General features: G+C 33.3%; 22 protein-coding genes. 14 read left to right on the top strand and 8 right to left on the bottom strand.

The genetic code is table 11. From position 1 onward, the window contains the following. The first annotated feature begins 58 nt into the window (after positions 1-58). The 5 genes from AC1Q5Z_RS10300 (at position 59) to sufD (ending at position 4,557) form a co-directional block, all read left to right on the top strand. On the top strand, positions 59-388 hold the full coding sequence (locus AC1Q5Z_RS10300) for a HesB/IscA family protein (RefSeq protein ID WP_026727150.1): 330 nt from the start codon (positions 59-61) through the stop codon (positions 386-388). 83 nt (positions 389-471) lie between these two features. Next, on the top strand, positions 472-1,920 hold the full coding sequence (gene sufB / locus AC1Q5Z_RS10295; protein WP_198854911.1) for a Fe-S cluster assembly protein SufB: 1,449 nt from the start codon (positions 472-474) through the stop codon (positions 1,918-1,920). A gap of 7 nt (positions 1,921-1,927) precedes the next feature. After that, complete coding sequence (locus AC1Q5Z_RS10290; protein ID WP_198854912.1) at positions 1,928-2,416, top strand: flavodoxin family protein; 489 nt, start codon at positions 1,928-1,930, stop codon at positions 2,414-2,416. Between the two features lie 11 nt (positions 2,417-2,427). Further along, entirely contained in the window at positions 2,428-3,174 is a 747-nt protein-coding gene (sufC, locus tag AC1Q5Z_RS10285) for a Fe-S cluster assembly ATPase SufC (RefSeq protein ID WP_008466070.1), read from the top strand. A gap of 66 nt (positions 3,175-3,240) precedes the next feature. Then, on the top strand, positions 3,241-4,557 hold the full coding sequence (gene sufD / locus AC1Q5Z_RS10280; protein WP_111368792.1) for a Fe-S cluster assembly protein SufD: 1,317 nt from the start codon (positions 3,241-3,243) through the stop codon (positions 4,555-4,557). A 290-nt stretch (positions 4,558-4,847) separates the two neighbouring features. On the opposite strand, the gene AC1Q5Z_RS10275 is transcribed toward sufD, so the two are convergent. Continuing rightward, a complete protein-coding gene (locus AC1Q5Z_RS10275) occupies positions 4,848-6,197 on the bottom strand; it encodes a serine hydrolase domain-containing protein (RefSeq protein WP_492444658.1) in 1,350 nt (449 codons plus the stop codon). Between the two features lie 219 nt (positions 6,198-6,416). On the opposite strand from AC1Q5Z_RS10275, the gene AC1Q5Z_RS10270 reads away from it, so the two are divergent. The 6 genes from AC1Q5Z_RS10270 to AC1Q5Z_RS10245 all read left to right on the top strand — a co-directional run bounded on the left by AC1Q5Z_RS10270 (position 6,417) and on the right by AC1Q5Z_RS10245 (position 10,528). After that, positions 6,417-7,631 carry an aminotransferase class V-fold PLP-dependent enzyme gene (locus AC1Q5Z_RS10270; protein WP_492444656.1) on the top strand — a complete coding sequence of 405 codons (1,215 nt, stop codon included), beginning with the start codon at positions 6,417-6,419 and terminating at the stop codon, positions 7,629-7,631. Between the two features lie 12 nt (positions 7,632-7,643). Beyond that, on the top strand, positions 7,644-8,069 hold the full coding sequence (locus tag AC1Q5Z_RS10265) for a hypothetical protein (protein ID WP_492444654.1): 426 nt from the start codon (positions 7,644-7,646) through the stop codon (positions 8,067-8,069). A 2-nt stretch (positions 8,070-8,071) separates the two neighbouring features. Further along, positions 8,072-8,497 (top strand): SufE family protein, encoded by a 426-nt coding sequence (locus tag AC1Q5Z_RS10260; protein WP_492444653.1) that lies wholly within the window; start codon positions 8,072-8,074, stop codon positions 8,495-8,497. Between the two features lie 87 nt (positions 8,498-8,584). Beyond that, entirely contained in the window at positions 8,585-8,908 is a 324-nt protein-coding gene (locus AC1Q5Z_RS10255) for an SUF system Fe-S cluster assembly protein (RefSeq protein WP_012023258.1), read from the top strand. Positions 8,909-8,990: 82 nt separating this feature from the next. Continuing rightward, complete coding sequence (locus tag AC1Q5Z_RS10250; protein ID WP_492444651.1) at positions 8,991-9,500, top strand: DUF2480 family protein; 510 nt, start codon at positions 8,991-8,993, stop codon at positions 9,498-9,500. A 77-nt stretch (positions 9,501-9,577) separates the two neighbouring features. Next, entirely contained in the window at positions 9,578-10,528 is a 951-nt protein-coding gene (locus tag AC1Q5Z_RS10245) for a DUF3078 domain-containing protein (RefSeq protein ID WP_433765106.1), read from the top strand. A gap of 141 nt (positions 10,529-10,669) precedes the next feature. Here AC1Q5Z_RS10245 and hflX read toward each other — a convergent pair whose 3' ends face one another. Beyond that, entirely contained in the window at positions 10,670-11,902 is a 1,233-nt protein-coding gene (hflX, locus tag AC1Q5Z_RS10240; RefSeq protein ID WP_492444648.1) for a GTPase HflX, read from the bottom strand. Positions 11,903-12,043: 141 nt separating this feature from the next. Between hflX and AC1Q5Z_RS10235 the strand changes: the two genes are divergently transcribed. Together AC1Q5Z_RS10235 and AC1Q5Z_RS10230 are read left to right on the top strand one after the other, a co-directional pair. Next, positions 12,044-13,135: an acyltransferase family protein gene (locus tag AC1Q5Z_RS10235; protein ID WP_343589600.1), complete on the top strand. Its 1,092-nt coding sequence runs from the start codon at positions 12,044-12,046 to the stop codon at positions 13,133-13,135. 48 nt (positions 13,136-13,183) lie between these two features. Then, positions 13,184-14,329, top strand: a complete 1,146-nt coding sequence (locus AC1Q5Z_RS10230) for an SGNH/GDSL hydrolase family protein (RefSeq protein WP_492444646.1) — start codon at positions 13,184-13,186, stop codon at positions 14,327-14,329. 216 nt (positions 14,330-14,545) lie between these two features. Here AC1Q5Z_RS10230 and AC1Q5Z_RS10225 read toward each other — a convergent pair whose 3' ends face one another. The 6 genes from AC1Q5Z_RS10225 to AC1Q5Z_RS10200 form a co-directional block, all read right to left on the bottom strand. Continuing rightward, positions 14,546-15,403, bottom strand: coding sequence for a hypothetical protein (locus tag AC1Q5Z_RS10225; RefSeq protein WP_343589604.1), 858 nt, complete (start codon positions 15,401-15,403; stop codon positions 14,546-14,548). Positions 15,404-15,540: 137 nt separating this feature from the next. Next, complete coding sequence (locus tag AC1Q5Z_RS10220) at positions 15,541-16,878, bottom strand: DUF5689 domain-containing protein (protein WP_492444644.1); 1,338 nt, start codon at positions 16,876-16,878, stop codon at positions 15,541-15,543. A gap of 19 nt (positions 16,879-16,897) precedes the next feature. Continuing rightward, positions 16,898-19,717 (bottom strand): carboxypeptidase-like regulatory domain-containing protein, encoded by a 2,820-nt coding sequence (locus AC1Q5Z_RS10215; RefSeq protein ID WP_492444642.1) that lies wholly within the window; start codon positions 19,715-19,717, stop codon positions 16,898-16,900. 205 nt (positions 19,718-19,922) lie between these two features. Beyond that, on the bottom strand, positions 19,923-21,137 hold the full coding sequence (locus AC1Q5Z_RS10210; protein WP_343589609.1) for an MFS transporter: 1,215 nt from the start codon (positions 21,135-21,137) through the stop codon (positions 19,923-19,925). 262 nt (positions 21,138-21,399) lie between these two features. Continuing rightward, positions 21,400-22,443, bottom strand: a complete 1,044-nt coding sequence (locus AC1Q5Z_RS10205; protein WP_343589611.1) for a Gfo/Idh/MocA family oxidoreductase — start codon at positions 22,441-22,443, stop codon at positions 21,400-21,402. Between the two features lie 208 nt (positions 22,444-22,651). Then, positions 22,652-23,722, bottom strand: a complete 1,071-nt coding sequence (locus AC1Q5Z_RS10200; RefSeq protein ID WP_492444639.1) for an NADH:flavin oxidoreductase/NADH oxidase — start codon at positions 23,720-23,722, stop codon at positions 22,652-22,654. A gap of 200 nt (positions 23,723-23,922) precedes the next feature. On the opposite strand from AC1Q5Z_RS10200, the gene rseP reads away from it, so the two are divergent. Then, positions 23,923-25,266: an RIP metalloprotease RseP gene (rseP, locus tag AC1Q5Z_RS10195; protein ID WP_343589615.1), complete on the top strand. Its 1,344-nt coding sequence runs from the start codon at positions 23,923-23,925 to the stop codon at positions 25,264-25,266. The last annotated feature ends 21 nt before the right edge of the window (positions 25,267-25,287 follow it).

Below are 25,287 nucleotides of genomic sequence, written 5' to 3'. Positions count from 1 at the left end.
CTGTACTAAATTCATTACAGACCAAAAAATGTTCATTAAAAACAAACATCTAAGAACAATGATAAAAGTTTCTGATACTGCCAAAAAGAAAATCATCGATTTGATGACTGATGATGGTTTTGACGCCGCGCACGACTACGTAAGAGTAGGCGTAAAAAGTGGTGGATGCTCTGGTTTGTCTTACGATTTAAAATTTGACAAAACCAAAGGAGATGACGATAAAATATTCGTTGACAACGACATACAAATTGCTGTTGAAAAAAAATCATTCCTTTATTTAGCTGGAACAATTTTAGAATTTTCTGGCGGATTAAACGGAAAAGGATTTGTTTTCAATAATCCTAACGCGAGCAGAACTTGCGGATGCGGAGAATCATTTTCTCTTTAGTCAAAAGCCGAAAGTCATAAAGTCGTAAAGACTTCCAAATGACTTATAGACTTTAAAAACTTTAAGACAACATTAAAAATATAATGAGCAAATACACCGAAGACGATTTAAAAATCGAACTGGAAACTAAAGAATATGAGTACGGATTTTATACTAATATAGAATCTGAAACTTTCCCTATTGGCTTAAACGAAGAAATCGTGAGAGCTATTTCGCTTAAAAAAGAAGAACCTGAATGGATGACCGAATGGCGTATCGAAGCTTTCCGCGCTTGGAAAGAAATGATCGAACCAGAATGGGCAAACGTACATTACGAAAAACCAGATTTTCAGGCGATTTCTTATTATTCAGCTCCAAAACAAGTAGATCCTAATAAAACTTTGGACGATGTTGATCCGGAATTATTAGAGATGTACAAAAAACTTGGAATTTCTGTTGACGAGCAAAAAATGATGAACAATGTCGCTATGGATATTGTTGTCGATTCTGTTTCTGTAGCTACAACTTTCAAGAAAACTTTAGCAGAAAAAGGGATTATTTTCTGTCCAATTTCTGAAGCAATTAAAGAACATCCTGAATTAGTAAAAAAATATTTAGGAACTGTTGTACCTCAAAAAGACAACTTCTACGCAGCGTTAAACTCAGCTGTTTTCTCTGACGGAAGTTTCTGTTATATTCCGAAAGGCGTAAAATGTCCAATGGAACTTTCAACGTATTTCAGAATCAATCAAGCAGGAACTGGACAATTCGAAAGAACTCTAGTTATTGCTGATGAAGGAAGCTACGTTTCTTACCTTGAAGGATGTACAGCTCCAAGCCGTGACGAAAACCAATTACACGCTGCTGTGGTTGAATTAATCGCTTTGGATGATGCTGAAATTAAATATTCTACAGTTCAAAACTGGTTCCCTGGAAATAAAGAAGGAAAAGGTGGAGTTTACAACTTCGTAACCAAAAGAGGTTTATGCGAAACAAACGCTAAAATTTCTTGGACGCAGGTTGAAACGGGTTCTGCTGTAACCTGGAAATATCCTTCTTGTGTATTAAAAGGAGATAATTCGGTAGGAGAATTTTATTCGATTGCTGTAACAAATAATTTCCAACAAGCTGATACTGGAACTAAAATGATTCATTTAGGAAAAAATACTAAATCGACTATTATTTCTAAAGGTATCTCGGCTGGAAAATCACAAAATAGCTACCGTGGTTTGGTGCAAATCTCTCCAAGAGCTGAGAATGCAAGAAACTTTTCTCAATGTGACTCGTTGTTAATGGGTAACAATTGCGGTGCACATACTTTCCCTTATATCGAAAGTAAAAATCCATCTGCAAAAATTGAGCACGAAGCAACTACAAGTAAAATTGGAGAAGATCAGGTTTTCTATTGCAACCAAAGAGGTATTCCAACCGAAAAAGCGATTGCCTTAATTGTAAACGGTTTCAGTAAAGATGTCTTGAACAAACTGCCAATGGAATTTGCTGTTGAAGCTCAAAAATTATTAGAGATTTCTTTAGAAGGATCTGTAGGTTAATTGGAAGATGCAAAATAAAAAAGTCATCATTTTAGGTTCTTCTAGAAAAAACGGAAATACAGCAAAAATTGTAGATAAACTTTCGAAAGAACACAACATTGATGTAGTTAATTTAAGTGATTATAATATTTCCCATTATGATTACGAAAGCAAAAATTTAGGCGATGATTTTTTACCTCTGATAAGAGGAATTATCGAAAAGTACGATACTTTAATTTTTGCAACGCCCATTTATTGGTATAATATGAGCGGAATTATGAAGGTCTTTTTCGACAGGATTTCAGATTTAATCCGAATTGAAAAAGAAACCGGAAGAAAACTGAGAGGAAAAAAAATCGGAGTGATATCAAATTCTCACGATGATGAAACTGACGAAAGTTTTTATATTCCGTTTCAAAAATCAGCCGATTATTTAGGCATGGAATATTTAGGACACACGCATTTTAATGCCGACACCCTAAACCAACAAACAAAAATAGAATTGACATTTATATAAAATAAAAAACAATGTTATCAATAAAAAACCTTCACGCCGCGATTGGTGATAAAGAAATTCTTAAAGGAATTAATATAGAAGTTAAAGCTGGAGAAGTTCACGCTATCATGGGACCAAACGGTTCTGGAAAAAGTACACTTTCTGCTGTTATTGCAGGAAATGAAAATTATGAAGTTACAGATGGAGAGGTTATTCTTGACGGAGAAGATCTTGCTGATTTAGCTCCTGAAGAAAGAGCACATAAAGGTGTTTTCCTTTCATTTCAATATCCAGTAGAAATTCCTGGAGTTAGCGTTACTAACTTCATGAAAACTGCTATCAACGAAACTCGTAAAGCAAACGGTCAGGAAGAAATGCCAGCAAACGAAATGCTGAAAGTAATTCGTGAGAAATCTGAATTGTTAGAAATCGACCGTAAATTTCTTTCTCGTTCTCTTAATGAAGGTTTTTCTGGAGGAGAGAAAAAAAGAAACGAAATTTTCCAAATGGCAATGCTTGAGCCAAAATTAGCAATCCTTGACGAAACAGATTCTGGTCTTGATATCGATGCTTTAAGAATCGTTGCAAATGGTGTAAACAAATTAAAAAGCGACAAAAACGCTATTATCGTGATTACACACTACCAACGTTTATTAGACTATATCGTTCCTGATTTCGTTCACGTTCTTTACAACGGAAGAATCGTAAAATCTGGTGGAAAAGAGCTAGCATATGAGCTAGAGGAAAAGGGTTACGATTGGATCAAGGCAGAAAACTAGTTTACAGTTACAGTTTGCAGTTTGCAAAAACTCATAACTCATAACTCATAACTTACAACTAAGAAAATGGATTTAAAAGAAAAATTAGTATCGTCTTTTATGGCTTTTGAAGAGCGTGTCGATGTACATTCAGATTTACATGACATACGCACAAATGCTTTAAAAAACTTCGAAAATAAAGGTTTCCCAACCAAAAAAGAAGAAGCTTGGAAATATACATCGCTAAATGCCATCTTAAAAAATGACTTTACGGTTTTTCCAAAGCAGGAAAATGCAATCGAATTTAACCAAGTAAAAAAATACTTTTTACACGAAATCGATACGTACAAATTAGTATTTATCGATGGCGTTTTCAGTTCGCATTTGTCTTCTACAACGCATGACGGAATCGATGTTTGCTTGATGTCATCAGCATTGACCAAACCAAAATATAAAATGGTTATTGATACGTACTTCAACCAAATCGCAAGTAAAGATGATAGCTTGACTTCATTGAATACTGCTTTTGCAATTGAAGGTGCTTTTATCAATATTCCGAAGAAAAAAGTGGCTGACAAACCAATTGAGATTATGTATTTCTCAACTGGAAATGAAGCGGCTTTAATGGTTCAGCCTAGAAATTTGGTTATTGTGGGTGAAAATTCACATGTTCAAATTATCGAGCGTCACCAAAGTTTGAATGAAAATCCAGTTTTAACAAACTCTGTTACTGAGATTTTTGCTCAAAAACGTGCGATTGTTGATTATTACAAAATTCAAAACGATAATAGTGAAGCCAATTTAATTGACAACACTTACGTTTCACAACAACAAGAAAGTCATGCTTATGTGCACACTTTCTCTTTTGGTGGAAATTTAACTCGTAACAACTTGAACTTTTACCACTTTGGTGAAAGATTGACAAGTACGTTAAACGGAATTTCAATCTTAAACGACAAACAACACGTTGACCATTATACTTTGGTAAACCACGCACAACCAAATTGCGAAAGTTTCCAAGATTATAAAGGAATTTTCTCTGATCGCTCAACAGGAGTATTCAACGGAAAAGTCTTGGTAGAAAAAGAAGCTCAAAAAACAAATGCTTTCCAAAAAAGCAATAATATTTTATTGAGTGATAAAGCGACTATCAACGCAAAACCTCAATTAGAGATTTTTGCTGATGACGTAAAATGTTCTCACGGCTGTACTGTTGGACAGCTTGATGAAACAGCAATGTTCTACATGCAGTCTCGTGGAATCCCGAAAAAAGAAGCTAAAGCTTTATTGATGTACGCATTCTCAAATGCTGTTATCGAAAGCATTAAAATACCAGAATTAAAACAAAGAATTACTAAAATCATTGCTACGAAATTAGGTGTGAATTTAGGATTTGATTTGTAGTCAGGTTTTACCGCAAAGGCACAAAGGTTACGCAAAGTTCGCAAAGGTTTATTATAAAACTTTGCGAACTTTGCGCTTTTAAAACAATTTTATTCTTCTACTTTTTTAAATCTTCTCTTAAAAAAGAATACAAACAATGAAAAAATACTGCAAAAAACAATAGCAGTAATTTCATTAATCCATATACTATCTATTAAAAACCCAAGACTCCCAATAAAAATTATTGTACTAACTAAATAATACAAAAATCTAAGTTCTTCATTTAATTTTACTTTCATAACTGCCCTAAATTACTTTTTCACAGAAGAAATAACCTCCTTCAAAAACCCGTTAAAATCAAATCCAGGCTCTTCTTCTCTTACTCCCATTCTCACAATCACCATATCCAAAGACGGAATAATCGCCACCATTTGACCTTGGTAACCACTGCAATAAAACATATCACGAGGAACATCTGGGAATTTCCCTCCAGCATTTAGCCAAAATTGTGCTCCGTATTTCCCTTCAGAAGTATTCGTTGGAGTTGATGTGTATTTTACCCAACTTTCGTCTAAAATTTGTTCTCCGTTCCAGTTTCCTTTATGAAGATATAACAATCCAAATTTTGACCAGTCTCTTGGTGTTGCCCATCCGTAAGACGAACCTACGAAAGTTCCCGACATATCTTGTTCAACAATCATAGAGTTCATTCCAATTTTGTCGATTACTGCGCTGTACCAAAAATCAAGATATTCCTGTTGTGATTTAAATTGGCTTCTTAAAATTCGAGATAATAAATTGGTTGTTCCAGAAGAATAATACCAATGAGTATTTGGTTTATATTTTGCTGGTTTGTCCATTTGAACTTTTCCCATATCTTCAGCCTGAAAAAGCATTTTTGTAGCATCGCAAATTGTACTGTAATTCTCTTCCCATTCTAGACCAGAATTCATGTGAAGCAAATCATTGATCGTAATATTTTTACGCTCATCGTTCTGCCATTCTTTAACTGGAGCAGGTTTATAAATATCAATTTTTCCTTGTTTCGCCAAAACTCCAAAAGCTGAACTCGTAATACTTTTTGTCATTGACCATCCTAAAATTTTGCTGTTTTTATTGAAACCTGTATCGTATTTTTCGCCGATTAATTTGTCTTTATATAAAACGACAACGGCGCGCGTGCGTTTTGCTTTTCCTCCATTTTTATCAAAAGAATCATCAATTGCTTTTTTCAATTTTGCGTAATCCACATTCGCGAAAGCGGTATCTTTTGGTTCATTATTTCCGTAAGGGAAAGGAAGATTGTTTTCTAGTTTTGTTCTTTTTGGAAGCAAATAAGGCTTCGAAATATCAAAATTATCATTAATCAAAGTTGCTCCTAAACCTTCACGATAAATCGCTTTTCTTTCTTTTAATCCATAAACAGAAGCGACCGCAAATTTCCCAGCATCATCAATTGCATTTTTCGCCAGATCAATCATTTTAATATCATTATCCGTTTTCTCAATTAAATCCAACGGACGATTATCAATAAAATGCCCTGATGCAACACTTTTAGCCGAGAAACCAGAAATCAGATCAAGTTTCGGATACGTTGTGAAACCGAAATACAAAAAAGCCAGAACTAATACAAGAAGGAATACTTTGAGAATTTTTTTCATAATGATTAGATATTTTTACTGCAATATAAATAATTTATGTTCACGATTTTAAGTGTCAAATTAGAAAACCATTTCAGATAATTCAGAAAACCTAATTGATTTTTACAGAATCAGCATTTACAGCTTCAAACAATGGCATCATAAAAGGAAATTATAGAATTTCTGTATAAACAAATTTAGTTTTAGTACTTTTGTAAATAGATTTTTTCTAAATAAGACATGCTAGATATTCAAAAAATAAGAGCTGATTTCCCAATACTTTCTCAAATTGTAAACGGAAAGCCATTAGTATATTTCGACAACGGAGCTACTTCGCAAAAACCACAAGTTGTAATTGATGCAGAAGTAAAATATTATCAAGAAATCAACGCGAACATTCACCGTGGCGTTCACACTTTAAGCCAGTTAGCAACTGATGCTTACGAGATTTCTCGTGGAAAAGTAAAAGATCACATCAATGCTAAACATGCGCACGAAGTGCTTTTTACTTCGGGAACAACTCACGGAATTAATTTAGTTGCAAATGGATTTGCTTCGATTTTAAAACCTGGTGACGAAGTGGTTGTTTCTTCTTTGGAACACCATAGTAACATTGTGCCTTGGCAAATGTTATGCGAAAAAACTGGAGCAATTTTAAGAGTTATTCCAATCAATGATAACGGAGAATTAATTATTGAGGAATTTGATAAATTACTTTCGGATAAAACGAAAATTGTTACCGTAAATCATATTTCAAATGCATTGGGAATCATTAACCCAATTAAATATATCATCGATAAGGCACATTCAGTTGGAGCTGCGGTTTTAATTGATGGCGCACAGGCTGTTCCGCATTTAAAACCAGATGTTCAGGAATTAGACTGCGATTTTTATGCTTTTTCTGGTCATAAAATGTGCGGTCCAACCGGAACTGGAATTCTTTTCGGAAAAGAAGCTTGGCTGAATAAACTTCCTCCTTACCAAGGCGGCGGAGAAATGATCAAAGAAGTTACTTTCGAGAAAACAACTTACGCAGATTTACCGCATAAATTTGAAGCTGGAACTCCAAATATCGCTGGCGGAATTGTATTAGGAACTGCAATTGATTATTTGAACAACATTGGCTTCGAAAATATTGAGGCATACGAACACGAACTTTTAGAACACGCTACAAAACGTCTTAATGAAATTGAAGGTATCCGAATTTACGGAAACACCAAAAACAAAGCTTCTGTAGTTTCGTTTAATATTGATGGAATTCATCCGTATGATATTGGTTCTATTATAGATAAGTTAGGAATTGCAGTTAGAACAGGACATCACTGTGCTCAACCAATTATGAACTTCTTCTGTATTCCGGGAACAATTCGTGCTTCTTTCTCATTTTATAATACAAAAGAAGAAATTGATGCCATGGTTGATGCTGTTAAGAAAGCACAAACTATGTTAAGCTAAAAAACAAATTATATGCGAATAGTATCATTATTGCTCCTGACACTTTTTATTGCTACGGGATGCTGCAGTCAAAAAAAAGCCGATATGAAATCGACTCAAATTGAATACTCTGCGCTTTCTAGAGGTTATTATAAAGTAATAACTGTAGAAAACAAATCGGTTTCTGTTGTTAAGGAACGTAATGCTGAAGCTGTTAAAAGCAAGATTAATGATGCGAAATGGAACGAAATTGTTTCAGCATATTCAAAAGTTAATTTAGATAATCTTTCTACCTTAAAAGCACCGACAGACAAACGCACTTATGATGGCGCTGCAATAGGAAATTTAAAAATAACTAAAGAAGGAAAAACATACGAAACACCAGGTTTTGACAATGGTTTTCCACCGAAAGAAATCGAAAAACTAGTAAATTTATTAGTTGATTTTTCTAAAGAATAATTATGACAATAAAAGAAATACAAAACGAAATAATAGACGAATTTTCAATGTTCGACGACTGGATGCAGCGTTATGAGTATATCATCGAACTAGGAAAAAGTCTTCCGTTAATTAAAGAAGAATACAAAACGGAAGATAATTTAATCAAAGGCTGTCAGTCTAAAGTTTGGTTGCAAGGTGAACAGCAAGATGATAAAATTGTTTTTACGGCAGATAGTGATGCTATTTTGACTAAAGGAATAATTGCAATTTTAATTCGTGCTTTCTCTAATCAAAAAGCAAAAGATATCTTAGAGGCTGATACTGATTTTATAGACGAAATCGGCTTAAAAGAACATTTATCCGCAACACGTGCCAATGGATTGGTTTCGATGATAAAAAACATCAAAATGTACGCTTTGGCTTTTGATGCTAAAAACAAAAATTAAATTTCTTCTGCCACAAATTACACGAATAAACACTAATTTTTAATTCGGGAAATTTGTGAAATTCGTGGCAAAAAAACAAATAACAAAATGGAACAAGAAATAGACACAAACGAATTAGGAGAATCAATCGTAAGAGTTTTAAAAGGAATATACGATCCAGAGATTCCTGTAGATATTTATGAATTAGGATTAATTTACGACGTAATGGTAAACACAGATTACGAAGTAAAAATCCTGATGACACTTACTTCACCAAATTGCCCAGTTGCAGAAAGCTTACCAAGAGAAGTAGAAGAAAAAGTAAAAACAATAGAAAACATCAAAGATGTAGACGTTGAAATTACTTTCGATCCGCCTTGGAGCAAAGATTTAATGAGCGAAGAAGCAAAATTAGAATTAGGAATGCTTTAAAAAATAGTCATAAAGTTGAAAGTCATAAAGTTCAAAGTAAAAAGACTTTATGACTTTCGACTTTCGACCTTCAGACTAAAAAATGGAAGAAATTATCAATAAAGTTGCCAATAGTGCTTTAGAGGTTTTTGATCTTGAAGATTATTATCCAAAAGGAATACGTGTGCAGATTGACATTTCGCAATGGCTTTTGGAAGGATTTTTATTGAAAGAAAAAGACTTTAGAGAACATCTTAAAAATCACGATTGGTCACAATATCAAGATCAATATGTGGCTGTACATTGTAGTACAGATGCCATAATTCCTGCTTGGGCATTAATTTTGGTGAGTGTTCATTTGGCTCCTTTTGCAAAAAAAGTCGTTAACGGAACTATTGAAGATCTAGATGCAAGTCTTTACGAAGAAATTTTAAGTACAATTGACTATTCTGCCTACAAAGGCAAACCTGTCATTGTAAAAGGCTGTTCTAGAAAACCAGTTCCAATGCGCGCTTATATTTTAGCAACAAATAATCTTCAGCCTTTTGCCCGAAGCATTATGTATGGCGAAGCATGTTCTGCAGTGCCATTATACAAAGAATCTAAGAAATAACCTTCAATAACACCTAGTATCCCTTAACTTTTCATTGGTTTTTAGTATATTTGATAATACACTCTAAACTAAAAACCATGAGAAAGATACTATTATTACTCTTCGTTTTAGCAAATCTTACATTTGTACAAGCCCAAAATACAGAAAAAGAACTAGCACAAAATACCGAAAAAGCCGTAAAAAAAATCAATGATACAATTGAAGAAGAAGGCTGGAAAGCAAAAGGAACGGTATCTCTTTTATTAAACCAATCTAGTTTTAACAACTGGATTGCTGGAGGTGAAGACAGTTTCTCAGGAACACTCGGAATCAATTATGATTTCAACTACAAGAAAGACGATTTAACCTGGGATAACAAAGTTCTCGCCTATTACGGTTTACTTCAAACTAAAAACGCTGATTTTGAAAAGAAAACAGATGACCGTTTAGAATTCAATTCAATCGTCGGAAAAAGAGCATTTGGAGAATGGTATTACTCTTATTTCCTAAACTTTAGAACGCAATTTACAACAGGTTATATCTACGGTCAAGACGAAAACGGAAAGGAAATTAGAACCGAAAACACTAAATTCATGTCTCCAGGTTATCTAACAACTGGTCCAGGTATTTATTGGTCTAAGGATGAAAATCTTAAAATAAATTTCGCTCCGCTAACTTCAAAATTCACCTTTGTAGACAAAGCTTACACCACGGCCATTGATCCTGCGACAGGTTTACCTTTTCCTGACGGATATTATTTTGGTGTCGATGCCAACAAAAGCATGCGTTACGAGCTCGGATTCTATGCTTCTGTATATTACAAACTGGCTATTATGACTAATGTTACTGCCGAAAATACTCTGAATTTATATTCAAATTATTTAGAAGACCCGCAAAATGTCGATATTAATTATTCCTTAAACATTGTCATGAAAGTAAATAAATTTCTGTCAGCAAATTTTTCTTTCCAGACAATCTACGATGATAATGCTTTTAGAGGTTTTCAAACCAGAGAAGTATTTGGTTTAGGAATTAATTTTGGATTTTAATTATTCATCGCACTAGATTTCGGTAATTAAAAATTATTAGTGCCACAGATTAAAAGATTTAAAAAGATTTTTTAATCTAAATAATCCTTTAATCTGTGGCAAAAAAAAACGGCTTTTGATCTCTCAAAAGCCGTTTCTATTTTATTCTTCATCTTCTTTTTCAACTGCATCCTTATAATCAGGATACAAGAAATTATTATACGGAAAGCGCGTAATATGAATCTGGCGAACCGCTTCATAAACTCTTTCTCTAAACTCTTCAAAGTTTTCTTTGTTTCTTGCAGAAATAAATAGTGCTTTGTCCTCACCAACATTACTCATCCAAGTCTGTTTCCATTCTCCAAGCGTATAATGTTTACGAGTTCTTTCGGTAATCAAATCATCTTCATCGATAGTAAGATGTTTATAAGTATCGATTTTATTAAAAACCATTATAGTTGGTTTATCGTTACTTTTTATTTCCTGTAAAATCTTGTTTACCGATTCGATATGATCCTCAAAATCTGGATGCGAAATATCTACAACATGTAAAAGTAAATCTGCCTCACGAACCTCATCTAGAGTACTTTTAAAAGAATCTACCAATTGTGTCGGCAATTTTCTAATAAACCCAACAGTATCCGAAAGCAAAAAAGGAAGGTTTTTAATAACCACTTTTCTAACCGTTGTATCTAAGGTTGCAAACAATTTGTTCTCAACAAAAACATCACTTTTACCAATTGCATTCATCAAAGTTGACTTTCCAACATTGGTATATCCAACCAAAGCGACACGAACCATTGCGCCACGGTTGCTTCGCTGAATTCCCATTTGTTTATCAATCGTTTTGATTTTCTCTTTCAATAATGAAATTCTGTCGCGTACGATACGTCTATCTGTTTCGATCTCTGTTTCTCCAGGTCCACGCATACCGATACCTCCTTTTTGACGCTCAAGGTGTGTCCATAAACCAGAAAGTCTTGGCAATAAATATTGGCATTGCGCCAATTCTACCTGAGTTCTTGCGTATGAAGTTTCTGCTCTTTGCGCAAAAATATCCAGAATCAAATTCGTTCTGTCTAGGATTTTACAATCAATAATTCTTGAAATATTTTTTTGCTGAGATGGCGTTAATTCATCATCAAAAATTACAGTCGATATTTTATTTTCAACCACAAAAAGATTGATTTCATCAATTTTTCCCGTTCCCACAAAAGTCTTCGGATTAGGGCGCTCCATTTTCTGCGAAAAGCGTTTAATAACTTCACCTCCAGCAGTAAAAGTCAGAAACTCCAATTCGTCTAAATATTCATTTAGTTTTTCTTCACTTTGACTTTGAGTAACAATCCCAACGATTACTGTTCGCTCAAAGTTTATAACTTCTTTTTCTAACATAGTCTCGAATAAGTTGCAAATTTAATGATTTGTTAGATACTAACATATAGAATTAATTTTACATATAATTGATTGTTTAAATACAATATTAAGTAGCATTTGCCTACTTTTTCTTTTTTATTATTTTTGTAGAAAAACATTATGAACATACAAGAACTACAGTCTAAAACTGTAGATTGGTTAAGATTCCCTCTTATTGTAGGGGTTGTATTTATTCACACTAAATATTTTGCTCCTGAAGCTGTTCCCTTAGCAGATATTAATTATGCCAATCTTTCGACTGAAGATATCGGTGTTATTATTTCTTCTATTTTCTCAATATTTATACCTTGCGTCGCTGTTCCTTTGTTTTTTATGATCTCTGGATATTTTTTCTTTTACAAATTAAATATGTGGAATAAATCTGTATACTTAGATAAAATAAAAAGCAGAATTAAAACCCTTGTAATTCCATACCTATTATGGAATACTATAGCCTTAGCTGGTATTATTTATTTAAATTATAATATTCCTAATGAAACAATAATCGAAAAAAACAACAGTCTTTTCTTCTATATTAGAGGTTATATTATCCATACAGGTTTTACTCCATACCTTCAACCTATGTGGTTTATTAGAGATTTAATCATTTTATCTATTGGATCCCCTATTTTATATTTTTTGATAAAAAAAATGAATTATTATATAATTTTTGTTTTTCTCTTAATTTATATATTGTTCTATATCTTATCCATAAATCCTATTTTTATGATTTTTGGACCATCTTTATTTTATTTCTCTTTAGGCGCATTTCTTAGCATAAATAACCTAAACATGATAGAAGAGGCTAGAAAAATTAAATCTATTTGCGAAATGATTTGCGTGATTTCATTGTTTCTATTTTTATACCTAAAAGGAAATGGGTATTGGAAATATATAACTCCTTTTTATATAATATCTGGAATTATAGTCACTCTAAAAATAGTTTCTTATTTATATGAAAACCAAAAAATTAGACTTAATCCATTTCTTTCAAAAGCAAGTTTTTTTGTGTTTGCTGTTCATGAATTATTTTTACTAAATAGTTGGAAAACCATATTTATAAAATTAAATGAACCACTAACAGCATTAAGCGGCATCACAGGATATTTTGTAGTGCCAATCTTGACGATATTTTCTGCTTTAATCATATTTTACTTACTCCAACGCTACTTTCCTAAAATCACAAGTATTCTTACTGGAAGTAGATCTTAAGGGATATTTTTTTATTTTACTGTAAATTTTAAAAGATAATGGAATCTTATGAAAATCTTATTTAAATATTTACTATTCACCATTATTATAAATTCATTTTACTCTTGTACGGATGAAAATTTAAATTCTGGTGAAATTAATAATAATAATTACATTAAATTTTTATATAATGATCAAACTTCTGATTTTAAAAGTACAGATTTAAACAACAATGGAACAAATAAGTCTATATTAGTTTTCGATCAAGACTTATACATGCTTGATATATCATTTTTTACCGAATTTGAAATTTTAGATGATGAGTCTGTTGTAATATCAACAGGAAAATCATTAGGTTTTATTAAATTAGTAAATGATAAAATTGAAGTTTATAAAAGTAATTTTAATCTCAATTCTACAGAATTGAATGAAAAAATTGATTTACCACATTCTTTAAAAAAAAATACAGCATATACTATAGGATTTATTAAAACACTTAATGGATTAACTTTTTTCTTAAAAGGTGGATCAATTTCATTTGAAAAATATTATGCAATTGATGCTGATGTTTTCCAAAATGTAATGAGAGGAAAACCGTTTTTTGAACTTCATTCAGGAAGTATTAGAATTCATAAATCTACTATATCCTCTGATTATAATAGAGAGCCTAAGGTAAGTATTTATGGAGATTCTTTTATTGAAGGAATTGATTTAAATACATTTGGCTCGAGCCTAAATAGCCGTTGGTGTGTGAGATTCGCTAATGAAATAGGCACAGATAACTGCTTTATTGATGGAAAAGGTGGAGAAAGTGTTTCAAAAGAATGGCTTAACCGATTAAAATTAGAAAGCACATGGTTTAAATCTAAATATGTAATTCTTTGTATGGGAACTAATAACTACAAAAGTATTAATGACTATGTAGAATATATGTCACAAGCCATAACTTATTTAAAAAAGAATAACCAAATACCCATTCTTGTTACTGTTACTCCTCGACCAGGTTTTGAATACAACTCAACTGTAGGCAAAATTAATAACTGGGTTATTACTTCAGGAGAAAAATACATTGATTTTCACAAAGCGCTAACAAAACAAGAAAATGTTAATCAATGGCGAGACGGTTATGTACAGCCAGATGCTATTCATCCAACTGTGAAGGGTTATGAAGCAATGTATGATCAAATAAAGAAAGATTGCATATTTCTATTTTAAATATAACTTACATAAGTAAAAAGTAGAACCCGATATATTCTGCTTTTTCATAAAGCATCTAACCTAAATAATTATTCATAAATGAAAGCTTTTTTCTGTTTTTACATTTGCATACAAATGTTCTAATGGAAAATAAATTTCCAAAAAAAATGGAACCCGTCAAGATAAACTCAACAAGGTTCCACTTAATCAATAAATGGTCTATTTTTAAAACTTTTATTCGTAAATAAACGTTTTTTCCGTTTTCACAATTCCGTTTTCTTCTATTTGAGAACAAGAAATTGGGTAGTTTAATTTATTGTATTTGTATTTTCTGCTCACCGCAACTAATGCTGCAGATGATGGACTGAAATTCATTTCGTTATTATAAGAAATCGATTCAAACTCAAATTCTTCTTCATGATAAGAAATCATTGGTACAATTACTTTGTAATTATCTCCAAAAAGGTTTTGAACGATTAACTGATCAACCGACTTTTTATCATCGTAAGTATATGATTTTGAAATTTTGTCTCCAACCAATCCTTTGTGTCTTGACACATTGTCGTTTACATAAACATATTCCAATTTTCCAATGATTGCCTTATTTCTATCACGGGAAGTGCGTCTTACAATAATTCCGTTTTCAACAAGGTATTCAATATCGTCTACTAAATTCTGATGATTAGTACTCTTTTTTGTTGTTGCTTTTATTCTTGCTCCTTCATATACAAACGAAACTACTTTTGTAATATAGTTTGGTCCTTCTTGATATTTTTTTACAAATTTGGTAATGTTGTTGTCAGCGTCGTAAGTATAGTTTATTACCTCTTTCCAGTCGCTTCCCACTTTATCTTTTACAGTCATATCTAGCAAACCATTTTTGTTATAAAAAAAATGCTGTACAACATCTGAAGTAGTTATGGTTTGAAGTTTACCTTCTTTAAAAACCATTGTTTTGTTAACAATTTCACCGTCTTTAGAGTTTTGGTAATTTGTTTTTACAATGTTAATCTGCTTTAGTCTAACGTTGTCTTGACTGTGCATCAAGAAAGGAAATACCATCCATAAGATGGCAATAAAGTAGGTTCTCATATTTGTTTTTGTATTGATTTGGGATGACCAAAATACAAAATTCAATTAGATTTTAACGTTTTGAAATACAAAAACTACAAACTTTTCAATAATGCTTTAAAAATCAATCTATTAATTTCATTATTCTAAATTAGTTCTTACTTCTCTCCAAATATCTTTATGTCATCAACCATAAAAGCCCCATTTAATGTTTTGTCTTTCCCAGAACCGATATATTTAAAAGCAATATTTATATTTCCTGAATAAGCAGATAAATCTATTCCGCCAGAACTCATAAACTCACGGGAAGGTGTTGAGAGCGTAGGTACTTTTGCTTCAAGTTTTACCCATCTTGCTTTGGCCAGGCTTGCACCGTCAAAATTGGTTGATATATATATTTCTAAAGTATTTAAAGGCGAATCTACTTTCAAATCGTGTTGCGCGCTTCTAAACGAAAGCACTGCATTTTTATATCCTGTAAGATCTATTTTTGGCGAAACAAGCCAAGCCACATTCTCGGCTGCGGTTGTGCTTGTAGTATTAAACTCTGCATAACCATTTCCAGAATAGACCATGCTTTTCCAAAGTTTTGAAGCTTTTTCTACAATATTGCTCCAGCCGGGAAGCGTAAAATTTACATTGTTTTTAACCGATTGAAAATCTTCTGAAAAAAACGGAGTGCTTCTTTTTCCGTTCATCACAACGTCACTTTCAGAACGTACCATAAATTGATAATCTGACCCAAATTTTGTCATAATCCCTCGTGCTTTTCCATTTCCTTCGGGCACAAAATGATCGGCAAATTTTGCATAAGAACTTGTTCTAAAAATAACTTGATTTCCTGTTTTATCTCTCAAATACCAATTGGTAGAGCCTCCGACATTATTAGACTCTTCAAAATAATGACGCCCCAATGCTGCCTCTGTAAACTCAACATCGTTTAATTCGATCAGAGTATTTAATTTAGAATCTGAAAGTGCTTCTTCAATAGTAAGCGATTTTACCAATTGATCCTCTTCTAAATTTGCACATGAAGCATTTAGTACATTTTTATATTCGTTTTGAGAAATTCTTCCAATTGTTGGGTCTCCTGCGTTACTTACATATAAACTTCCGATTCTTAAACCTCCATAATACAAATCTGTAAATTGATTTTTAAGTTTTACATATACTTTATTACCAATACGATAGTCAATATAAGTATTTGTAGCATCTACTGGAACACTAAAACCAAGAGCTGCTGTATTTTCGGTTTCTATTGTTTGCAATGAAATCGTTTTGAAAAAATTACCTCCTTCATCGCTCGAAACCACATAAGCTTCTATTATATCATCATATAAATATTGTTTGGCAGTTGTTCCTGTAAGCTCGTATATTTTTTCTACTGTTTTGCTTACAGTAAGGTTGGGCTGTGTACATGCCAATTTTGGATTTTCAACTTCGTTACTGCAGCTATATAGTAAGCATAAGCCAAAAAATAGAATTAATTTTTTCATGAGAAATAAATTTTTCAGTTTATAAACCGATTGTAAGATTTAAAAAATAAGTTCGGCCATAGCCATAATAATACCTAGATCCGAAAGAAGGTGTTCCACTGGTCATATCTTGATTTAAGGCTCTAAAATTTGCATTTCTTGCCTGTTCAAAACCACCTGTTTTATATATCAAACCCAAAACATTATTTATACTGGCAAAAAGTCCGATATATTTTTTATGAATGCGCCAAGACTTGCCACCATTAAAATTCAACAATGTAATGGGTTGAAATTTTTCCTGCTTTAATAATTCATTTCCTCTTTCAGAAGTTGCTTCAGGAAAAGGAAAACCATTAGCTGGATTGATGTAAAATTGAGAAGTCCTAGAAATTGGTGAAACATCAATATAGCTTTCTGACAAATAATTTATATTCCCGCCAATCCACCAGAACTTCGGATCACGATATTCTAATCCAAAAGAATACGCCTGTTGCGGAGTTCCAGGTTGCTTGTAATTTTTTAAAAAAGCGGACCCAAAATCAAACGTAGTTTGCGCTCCATCTTTTGATCTGTTGGCATCATTGGTAATTGTGACATTGGGATTACTGCTATAAATGTAATTTCCAAATGCCGCCGATAAAGTTGTTTTGAATGTTGATGAGATTTGATACTCAAAACTTAATTCTGCTCCTGTATTTTTCTTATCCAATTTTGTCAAGGTCTGACTAACAAATGCGTTTGTAGGATCGTAGCCAGAACCGTTATCAAAAATTCCTTCAGCATAGAAATAAGAAGTTTTAGAAGTATTTTTAATTGCAGCATAATAAGCCGTTAAACGCAATTTTAGTTTTGATGAGCGGTATACATAATTAGCCTCTGCACTACTCGTATTCTCACTTTCGATCCCATCAACAATGTTATTATTTAACCGTGCATTCGAAAAAGTATTTCTGAGTGAAGGCGCTCTAGTAAAATGTGCTGCATTAAAAAACAGTAATTGTTTTCCTGAAATTTTATAGGTAAATCCGCCTTTGAAACCAAAATTTTCAAAATTTACGTTCTCGCTTTTTCCTAAAGATGTTGTTGCATAGAGTCCGTTTTGATATAATCCTTCCCTCTGATAATTGGATAACGAATAAGACTGTGTCAAGAAAAATTCGGTTTTGTTATAACTAAATTTAAATTGGGTAAAAACATCCAAAGTGTTAGCCAAAAGATTATAATTATATCCATAAACATCTCCTTTGACAACTTGCCGATTTGGATGTTGCAAATCTGATTGAGAGAGATTTCCTTTGTAAAACGGATCAATATCTTCAAAATATGCTCCGCCAAGAAGATCTAGCAAATATTGAAAATTATGCGATTTTAGTTTCTTAAAAGTAAAACCGCCATCAAAAGAAATATTAGGTGTAATCTGTATATTTAAATTTGAATTTACTGCTAAAGTCTTGTCGTCAGTTCTGTCTTCATAAAGGACATAATGGCTTTGTGCAGGTTCATATCCATTGGGTCCAAGCTTCTGATTGGCAAAATACAATTCATCCCAATTTATCCTCGGATTTGCTAAAAAAGCTGTTTTACTATTTTCTGCATTTTCATAATCTGGGGTAAACGCACCTGAAAATTCGCCTTGATCTTTCGCGTAAAGCGAACTAAAATAGCTTGGCATTTTTCTATAATATACAGGGTCTGGACTATCTGCGTTTTGATAATCAATATTGCTGTTTCCGACTTTTCCGAACTGGTACATTACACCCGAATTAAGATTCGTTTTATCATCAATTTTAAAGTAATGATTCAGCATAAACAGTGGTTCTTCTACATTTTTTACTCTGGCATTTCGTTTTTCACTGTTCTGAAATCCCCAATACGAATTGTATTTTTCACCCATTAAATTGGTAACTTCATTTGTATTGGCTGAATTTTTTCCTCTTGAATTTGGCGTATAAAACCCTGTAAAATTGAGAGAATGTCTTTTGTTTACTTTTTTTTCTACACTAATAAAGAATGAATCTGCATCGAAACTTGTACCTTCAAAATAGCCTTCATCTGCCCAACGTTTTCCTGCTGAAACGACAAAAGCCCATCCAGACAAATTCATTCCCGAAGCATAAGTAGCAACTGCCCTCCATAAATAAGTGGTATTGCTCCCAGAAAACGTAAAAGATTCTCCCTTTCTGTACAAAGAAGCACGAGTAAAAATTTGTTGTGTGCCTAAAATTCCTCCAAAGGTATAATTGGAAGCAGCTGTACCGATTGAAAATTCCTGATTGCGAAGCACATTGTTTAAACCGCCCCAATTACCCCATTGCGGTCTGCCATCGTAGATTTTATTCATTGGCATTCCGTTAAGCATTGTGATTGCATTTTCGCTATCCAAACCACGAACGCGAAATCGAGCTTGCCCCCAATTGAATGCCGATGCCTGCATAAAAGCATCTCTTGAAGATTGCAAAAGACCAGATGTCATTTCAGAGGAACTGTTATCATCTGAAAAATCATTGTCTGACAACGTAATCAATGCAGCTGGAACTTCATCTGAATAAGTATCTTCTAATTGTAAAATTCCGAGATCTATATTTTCTTTTAAATTAGACTGGACTTTTAAAAGAAAATCTTTGTAACCTTGGCTTCTCAATAAAAGAAGCTGTTCTTTTTTAGGAAATATGTGAAGTTCAAATTTCCCTGTTTTTGAAGTAAGCTGCATCACAGCAGTATTTTGTATGGTTACCACGACACTTTCTAGCGGATTTTGCGTTCGAGCATCAATAACAATTCCTGTTACTGTGATTTCCTTCTGCGAAAAAGCAAAATTAAAAAACCATACAAAAAAGAAGACAACGTATTTTTTTACCATCAAAAAATCCAATTTACTTTGAAAAATAATCTTAGGATCGAAATCCTTTATTCAAAAGATAAAATTGGTTTTTGGAAAAAAAGAGCGTTTTAAAAACTCTAAGCTATTGCTTGGATTCAAATGTAGGAAAAATATTTAAATTATAAATAAATTCCTACATAATTGTTTGTTTTTAATAAATTTTAATCGAAAAATAGAGTTATGCTTAAGTTCTAATTTTAGAAACCATAAAAGCAATCAGAACACCAAAAATTCCGATGAAGGCAAAAGAAAACTGCAATCCGAAACTTTGTGCAATATGTCCAATTACTGGAGGTCCCATTAAGAAACCTAAGAAACTTACACTAGAAACAATAGTTAAAGCTTCGCCCGCAGGAACGGTTGGATTTTTACCTGCAATACTATAAACAGTAGGAACGATCGTTGCAACGCCCAAACCTACAAACATAAAAGCGATTGTACACGGAATGATATAAGGAAGAAAAACAGCCGTAAAAAGTCCAGCCGAAATCATGACACCACTAATCTGCATAACACGTTCACGTCCGAATTTATTGATTAATCCGTCGCCTAAAAATCTTCCGCTAGCCATCATAATCATAAAAGAAGTATAGCCCAAAACTACCAATGGTCCTGGAGCTTTTACAATGTCTTTAAAGTAAACGCCACTCCAATCGAACATTACACCTTCGCTCGCCATACTACAGAATCCGATTACTCCTAACCAAAGCAAAGCTGTGTCTGGTTTTACAAATAGTTTTTTGCCTTCTTGTTTTGGCTTTACTTTTTCTTTGGCTCTAATTAAAAATTTAAAATTAAGTGCGACCATCAATAATACAATTCCGGCTACAATCATAAAATGATGCAACGGACTTAAATCTAAAGCCAGCATTCCTAAACCTACCAATGCACCGGTAAATCCAGCAAAACTCCACATTCCGTGAAAAGAAGACATGATTGTTTTTTTGAATAAAACCTCTGTATAAACTCCTTGAGTATTTACGGCAATATTGGCAAGATTCCCGAACACACCAAACAAGAATAATCCTAATGATAATTGTAACGATGTTGTTGCCAAACCTAAATTGATTAAGCACAAAACATACATTATTAAAGAGAAAACCAAAATACGATGACTACCAAATTTAGTTACCATTTTTCCTGAAAATGGCATAACAATAAGCTGTCCAACCGGAAGCGCAAAAAGTATAGAGCCCAAATCGCCTTCTGACAAATGTAAAGCACTTTTGATGTCTGGAATTCTACTTGCCCATGTAGCAAAACTCAAACCCATTCCAAAATAAAACATTCCAACAGCAAAACGAATTCGGTTTAAATACGAAGCTTTGGCTTCTCTAAATACTTTCTTGATTTTGGCTTTGGTCTGAAAAAGCGATAATGGATTAATGTTTATCAGCATATTGAATTTTTATTGGAATGTTGTCAAAAATACTAAAAACGCTCGTCAAAGTGCATAAAGCCTCAGGTTATACACAATATACAACGTTATTGTTTATAAATTCAAAGGTTTTTAATTGAATTTGGTCTATTAAAATTACAATTTTTCGGGTTTAATGGAATTATAATTTGTTTCATTTTTTCAAGAAAATAAAAAGGGATTATCTCAAAAATTGAGATAATCCCTTTAATTATTTATATTTCATTATTCCGTAGGAACATTTTTATGATATACCTATTACCTTTTGCTGGGCATTACTTGCAATTGCGGCTTCTATAACCTGCATTACTTTTACCCCTTCGTCTGCAGTAACAGGTTCTTTTTTATCGTTTGCAATCGAGTCGTAAACGCCATCGAAGAAACTAAAATAATTGCCTTGAAGCGTTGGGATTTTTTCTCTCACAATTTTACCGTCTATTTCGGTGTGCAAAAGTCCCTGCAAGCTTTCATCTTCTGTCCCCCAAGAATCTAGGTTTGGTTTTTTACCTACTTTTAAATCATCTTCCTGAACATCTCCGCGAGGTTTTAAGAAAGAGCCTTTTTTTCCGTGCAAAGTATAAGCTGGGTTGGCTTCTCTCACAAAAAATCCTGCTTTTAAGCGTACTCTAAAATTAGAATAAAACAAAGTCAAATCGATCCAGTCGTCTACAACAGAGTTTTCTCTCGTTACACGAATATCTCCAAATACCGCTTTCGGACATCCAAATAAACTTACTGCCTGATCTATGATGTGCGGTCCTAAATCTTTTAAAACTCCTGCGCCATCATTTGCTGTTTCTTTATGTGCTTTCGGACTCAATAACGGATTGTATCTGTCAAAATGGAATTCGGCTTCTACTAAATCTCCCAAAAGACCATCATCAATTACTTTTTTAACGGTTTTAAAATCGCTGTCCCATCTTCTGTTCTGAAAAACAGCCAATTTTAAACCTTTTTCTTTTGCAATTTTTGCCAATTCTTTTGCTTCGGCTGCAGTCGTAGTAAAAGCTTTTTCTACAACGGCATGCTTTCCTGCCAAAAGCACTTTTTTAGCGTACTCGTAATGCGTTCCAACTGGCGTATTTACGATTACTAAATCTACATCGTCTGCTAAAAGTTCGTCTAGCGACGCATAACTTTTTACGTATGGGTAATCTTCCTGAATTAGTTTTTTACTTCTTTCCCAAGAGCCTAAAAGTTCAAATCCTTCGTGAATATCTAAAAACGGAGCGTGAAAAACTTTCCCCGACATTCCGTATGATAATAATGCTGTTTTAATTTTCTGCATGTTGTTATGTTTTTTTGCCACAGATTATATGGATTAAAAAGGATTTTCTGTCTGCCACGACCCGAGCGATAGCGAATAGGCGAAGCAATTACACAAATCATAATGTTCAAAAACTTAAATAAATTCGTGAAAATTTGTGCAATTCGTGGCGAAAAAAAAATTGAAAAAAATCATTTTAATCTGTGTAATCTGTGGCTAATAAAAATATTTAAAGTTTAGCTCTTTCGTATTGTTTTGGCCATTGAATATCGTCGTTTAGTTCTTTAGCGAAATCCAAAGGAAGATTTGGGTTTCTTAAAGATTCTCTTGCGAACAAAATTAAATCGGCTTGACCGTTATTTAAAATTTCTTCCGCGTGTTTGGCTTCTGTAATTAAACCAACTGCACCAGTTGAAATTCCTGCTTCTTGTTTCACTTTTTCTGCAAAAGGAACCTGATAGCCTGGCCCTAATGTAATTTTCTGATGCGAAACCAATCCGCCTGATGAAACATCGATTAAATCTACTCCTTTTTCTTTTAATATTTTAGAAAGCTGAACAGATTCTTCTGGATTCCATCCGTTTTCTGCCCAATCAGTTGCCGAAATTCTAACCAACAAAGGCAGATCTGATGGCCATTCTGATTGAACCGCTTCTACAATTTCTAATGTGAAACGGATTCTGTTTTCAAAACTCCCTCCATATTCGTCTGTTCTTACGTTTGTTAATGGAGAAAGAAATTGATGCAGTAAATAACCGTGAGCCGCATGGATTTCTACAACCTGATATCCTGCTTCGACCACTCTTTTTGTTGCCGATTTAAAATCTGAAATTACTTTTTGAATTCCGTTTTTATCTAATGCTTCTGGAAGAAACGGTTCGTTGTCGTGATACGGAATCGCGCTTGGCGCAACAGTCTGCCATCCGCCTTGAGCGAAATCTAACTTTTTATTTCCCAACCACGGAGCCGAAACACTCGCTTTTCTTCCTGCATGTGCCAACTGAATTCCGGGAATCGAATTTTGAGAAACAACAAAGGCGTTGATTTGTTTTAGTTTTTCGATATGTTCGTCTTTCCAGATTCCTAAATCGGCTGGAGATATTCGGGCTTCTGGAGAAACTGCCGTAGCTTCCTGAATAATAAGTCCTGCGCCTCCGCTGGCACGGCTTCCTAAATGAACCAGATGCCAATCGTTTGCATATCCGTCAACTGCAGAATACTGGCACATGGGCGAGATTGCAATTCTATTTTTTAAGGTGATATTTTTTATAGTAATAGGAGAAAATAATTTCGTTGCCATAAACTTGTAACTTTTAATGAGTTTATACTACCAATGAGTAAGGCAGTGTTCGAAAAGTAAAGTTACGGCATCTTGTTAAAAAGAGAAATCGAAATGTTTATTAATTAACAAACATTTAAAACCTTAAACACTATCTTGCACTCTTATATTAAAATAGAAAACGCTACTTTTGTGCGTTAAATACGAATTAAAAACAACAAATGGATATAGTTATCAAACTCTCTCAATTTCTATTGAGTTTATCTTTACTTATTATTCTTCATGAATTAGGGCATTTTATCCCTGCTAAATTGTTTAAAACTAGAGTCGAAAAATTTTACTTGTTTTTTGATGTTAAATATTCACTTTTCAAAAAGAAAATCGGAGAAACAGAATACGGTATCGGATGGCTTCCGCTTGGTGGTTATGTGAAAATTTCTGGAATGATTGACGAAAGTATGGATAAAGAGCAAATGGCGCTTCCGCCTCAGCCTTGGGAATTTCGTTCTAAACCAGCTTGGCAGCGTTTAATTATTATGCTTGGTGGTGTTACCGTAAACTTTATTCTAGCTTTTATTATCTATATCGGAATGGCATTTGCTTACGGAGATACTTATATCGCAAACTCTGACTTAAAAGACGGTGTTGCAATTGAAAATCCTGCAATGCTTAAAGCAGGTTTTAAAACTGGAGATAAAATTATTTCTATTGATGGAAAAGCTGTAGAAAATTTTGACAGCGATATGAACATGAATGTGATCATGGCAAAACACGTTTTGATCGAAAGAGACGGAAAACAGCAAACGATTACTATGCCAACAGATTTTGTTGATCAGCTTTCTAAAACTGAAAAAGGCTTATTAATTGGCATTAGAATGCCTTTTGTTGTGGGCAAAATTAGTGAAGAATCTGAGAATACTGCTCTAAAACCAAAAGATTTAGTGGTAAGTTTGAACGGACAGAAAATTAAATATTTTGATGAAGCTAAAGCTATTTTAGAAAACAATAAAGGAAAATCTATTCCTGCTGTTGTTTTGCGTGATTTAAAAGAAACTCCTATTACTGTAAAAGTATCTAATGCAGGAAAACTTGGAGTTGCTGTTGGCGGTTTAGGAATGGATTCTTTAGAAAAATTAGGTTATTATAAAGTAAGTAAAAAAGAATACGGTTTCTTCGAATCTATTCCGGTTGGTCTTCAAAAAGGAAAAGATCAATTAGTTGGTTACGGAAAACAATTGAAAATGATTTTTAATCCAGAAACTAAAGCTTACAAACAAGTGGGTGGTTTTGCGGCTATTTACAACATTTTCCCTAGTTCTTGGAGCTGGGAAGTTTTTTGGTCAATCACAGCTTTATTGTCAATTATGCTTGGTGTTATGAATTTATTGCCAATTCCTGCTCTTGATGGTGGACACGTAATGTTTTTATTATATGAAATTGTAAGCGGCAAAAAACCGAGCGATAAATTCCTAGAGAATGCGCAAATGGTTGGTTTTGTTTTACTTATTTCACTACTACTGTTTGCTAACGGTAACGACATTTACAAGGCGATTGTTGGCAAGTAAAAAAAAGTCAAAAAAAGAGTG

The organism is Flavobacterium sp. GW823-FHT06G12, assembly GCF_058794775.1.
The sequence above is the reverse complement of the archived record's forward strand: the minus strand, read 5'-3'. Positions and strand labels throughout refer to the sequence as shown.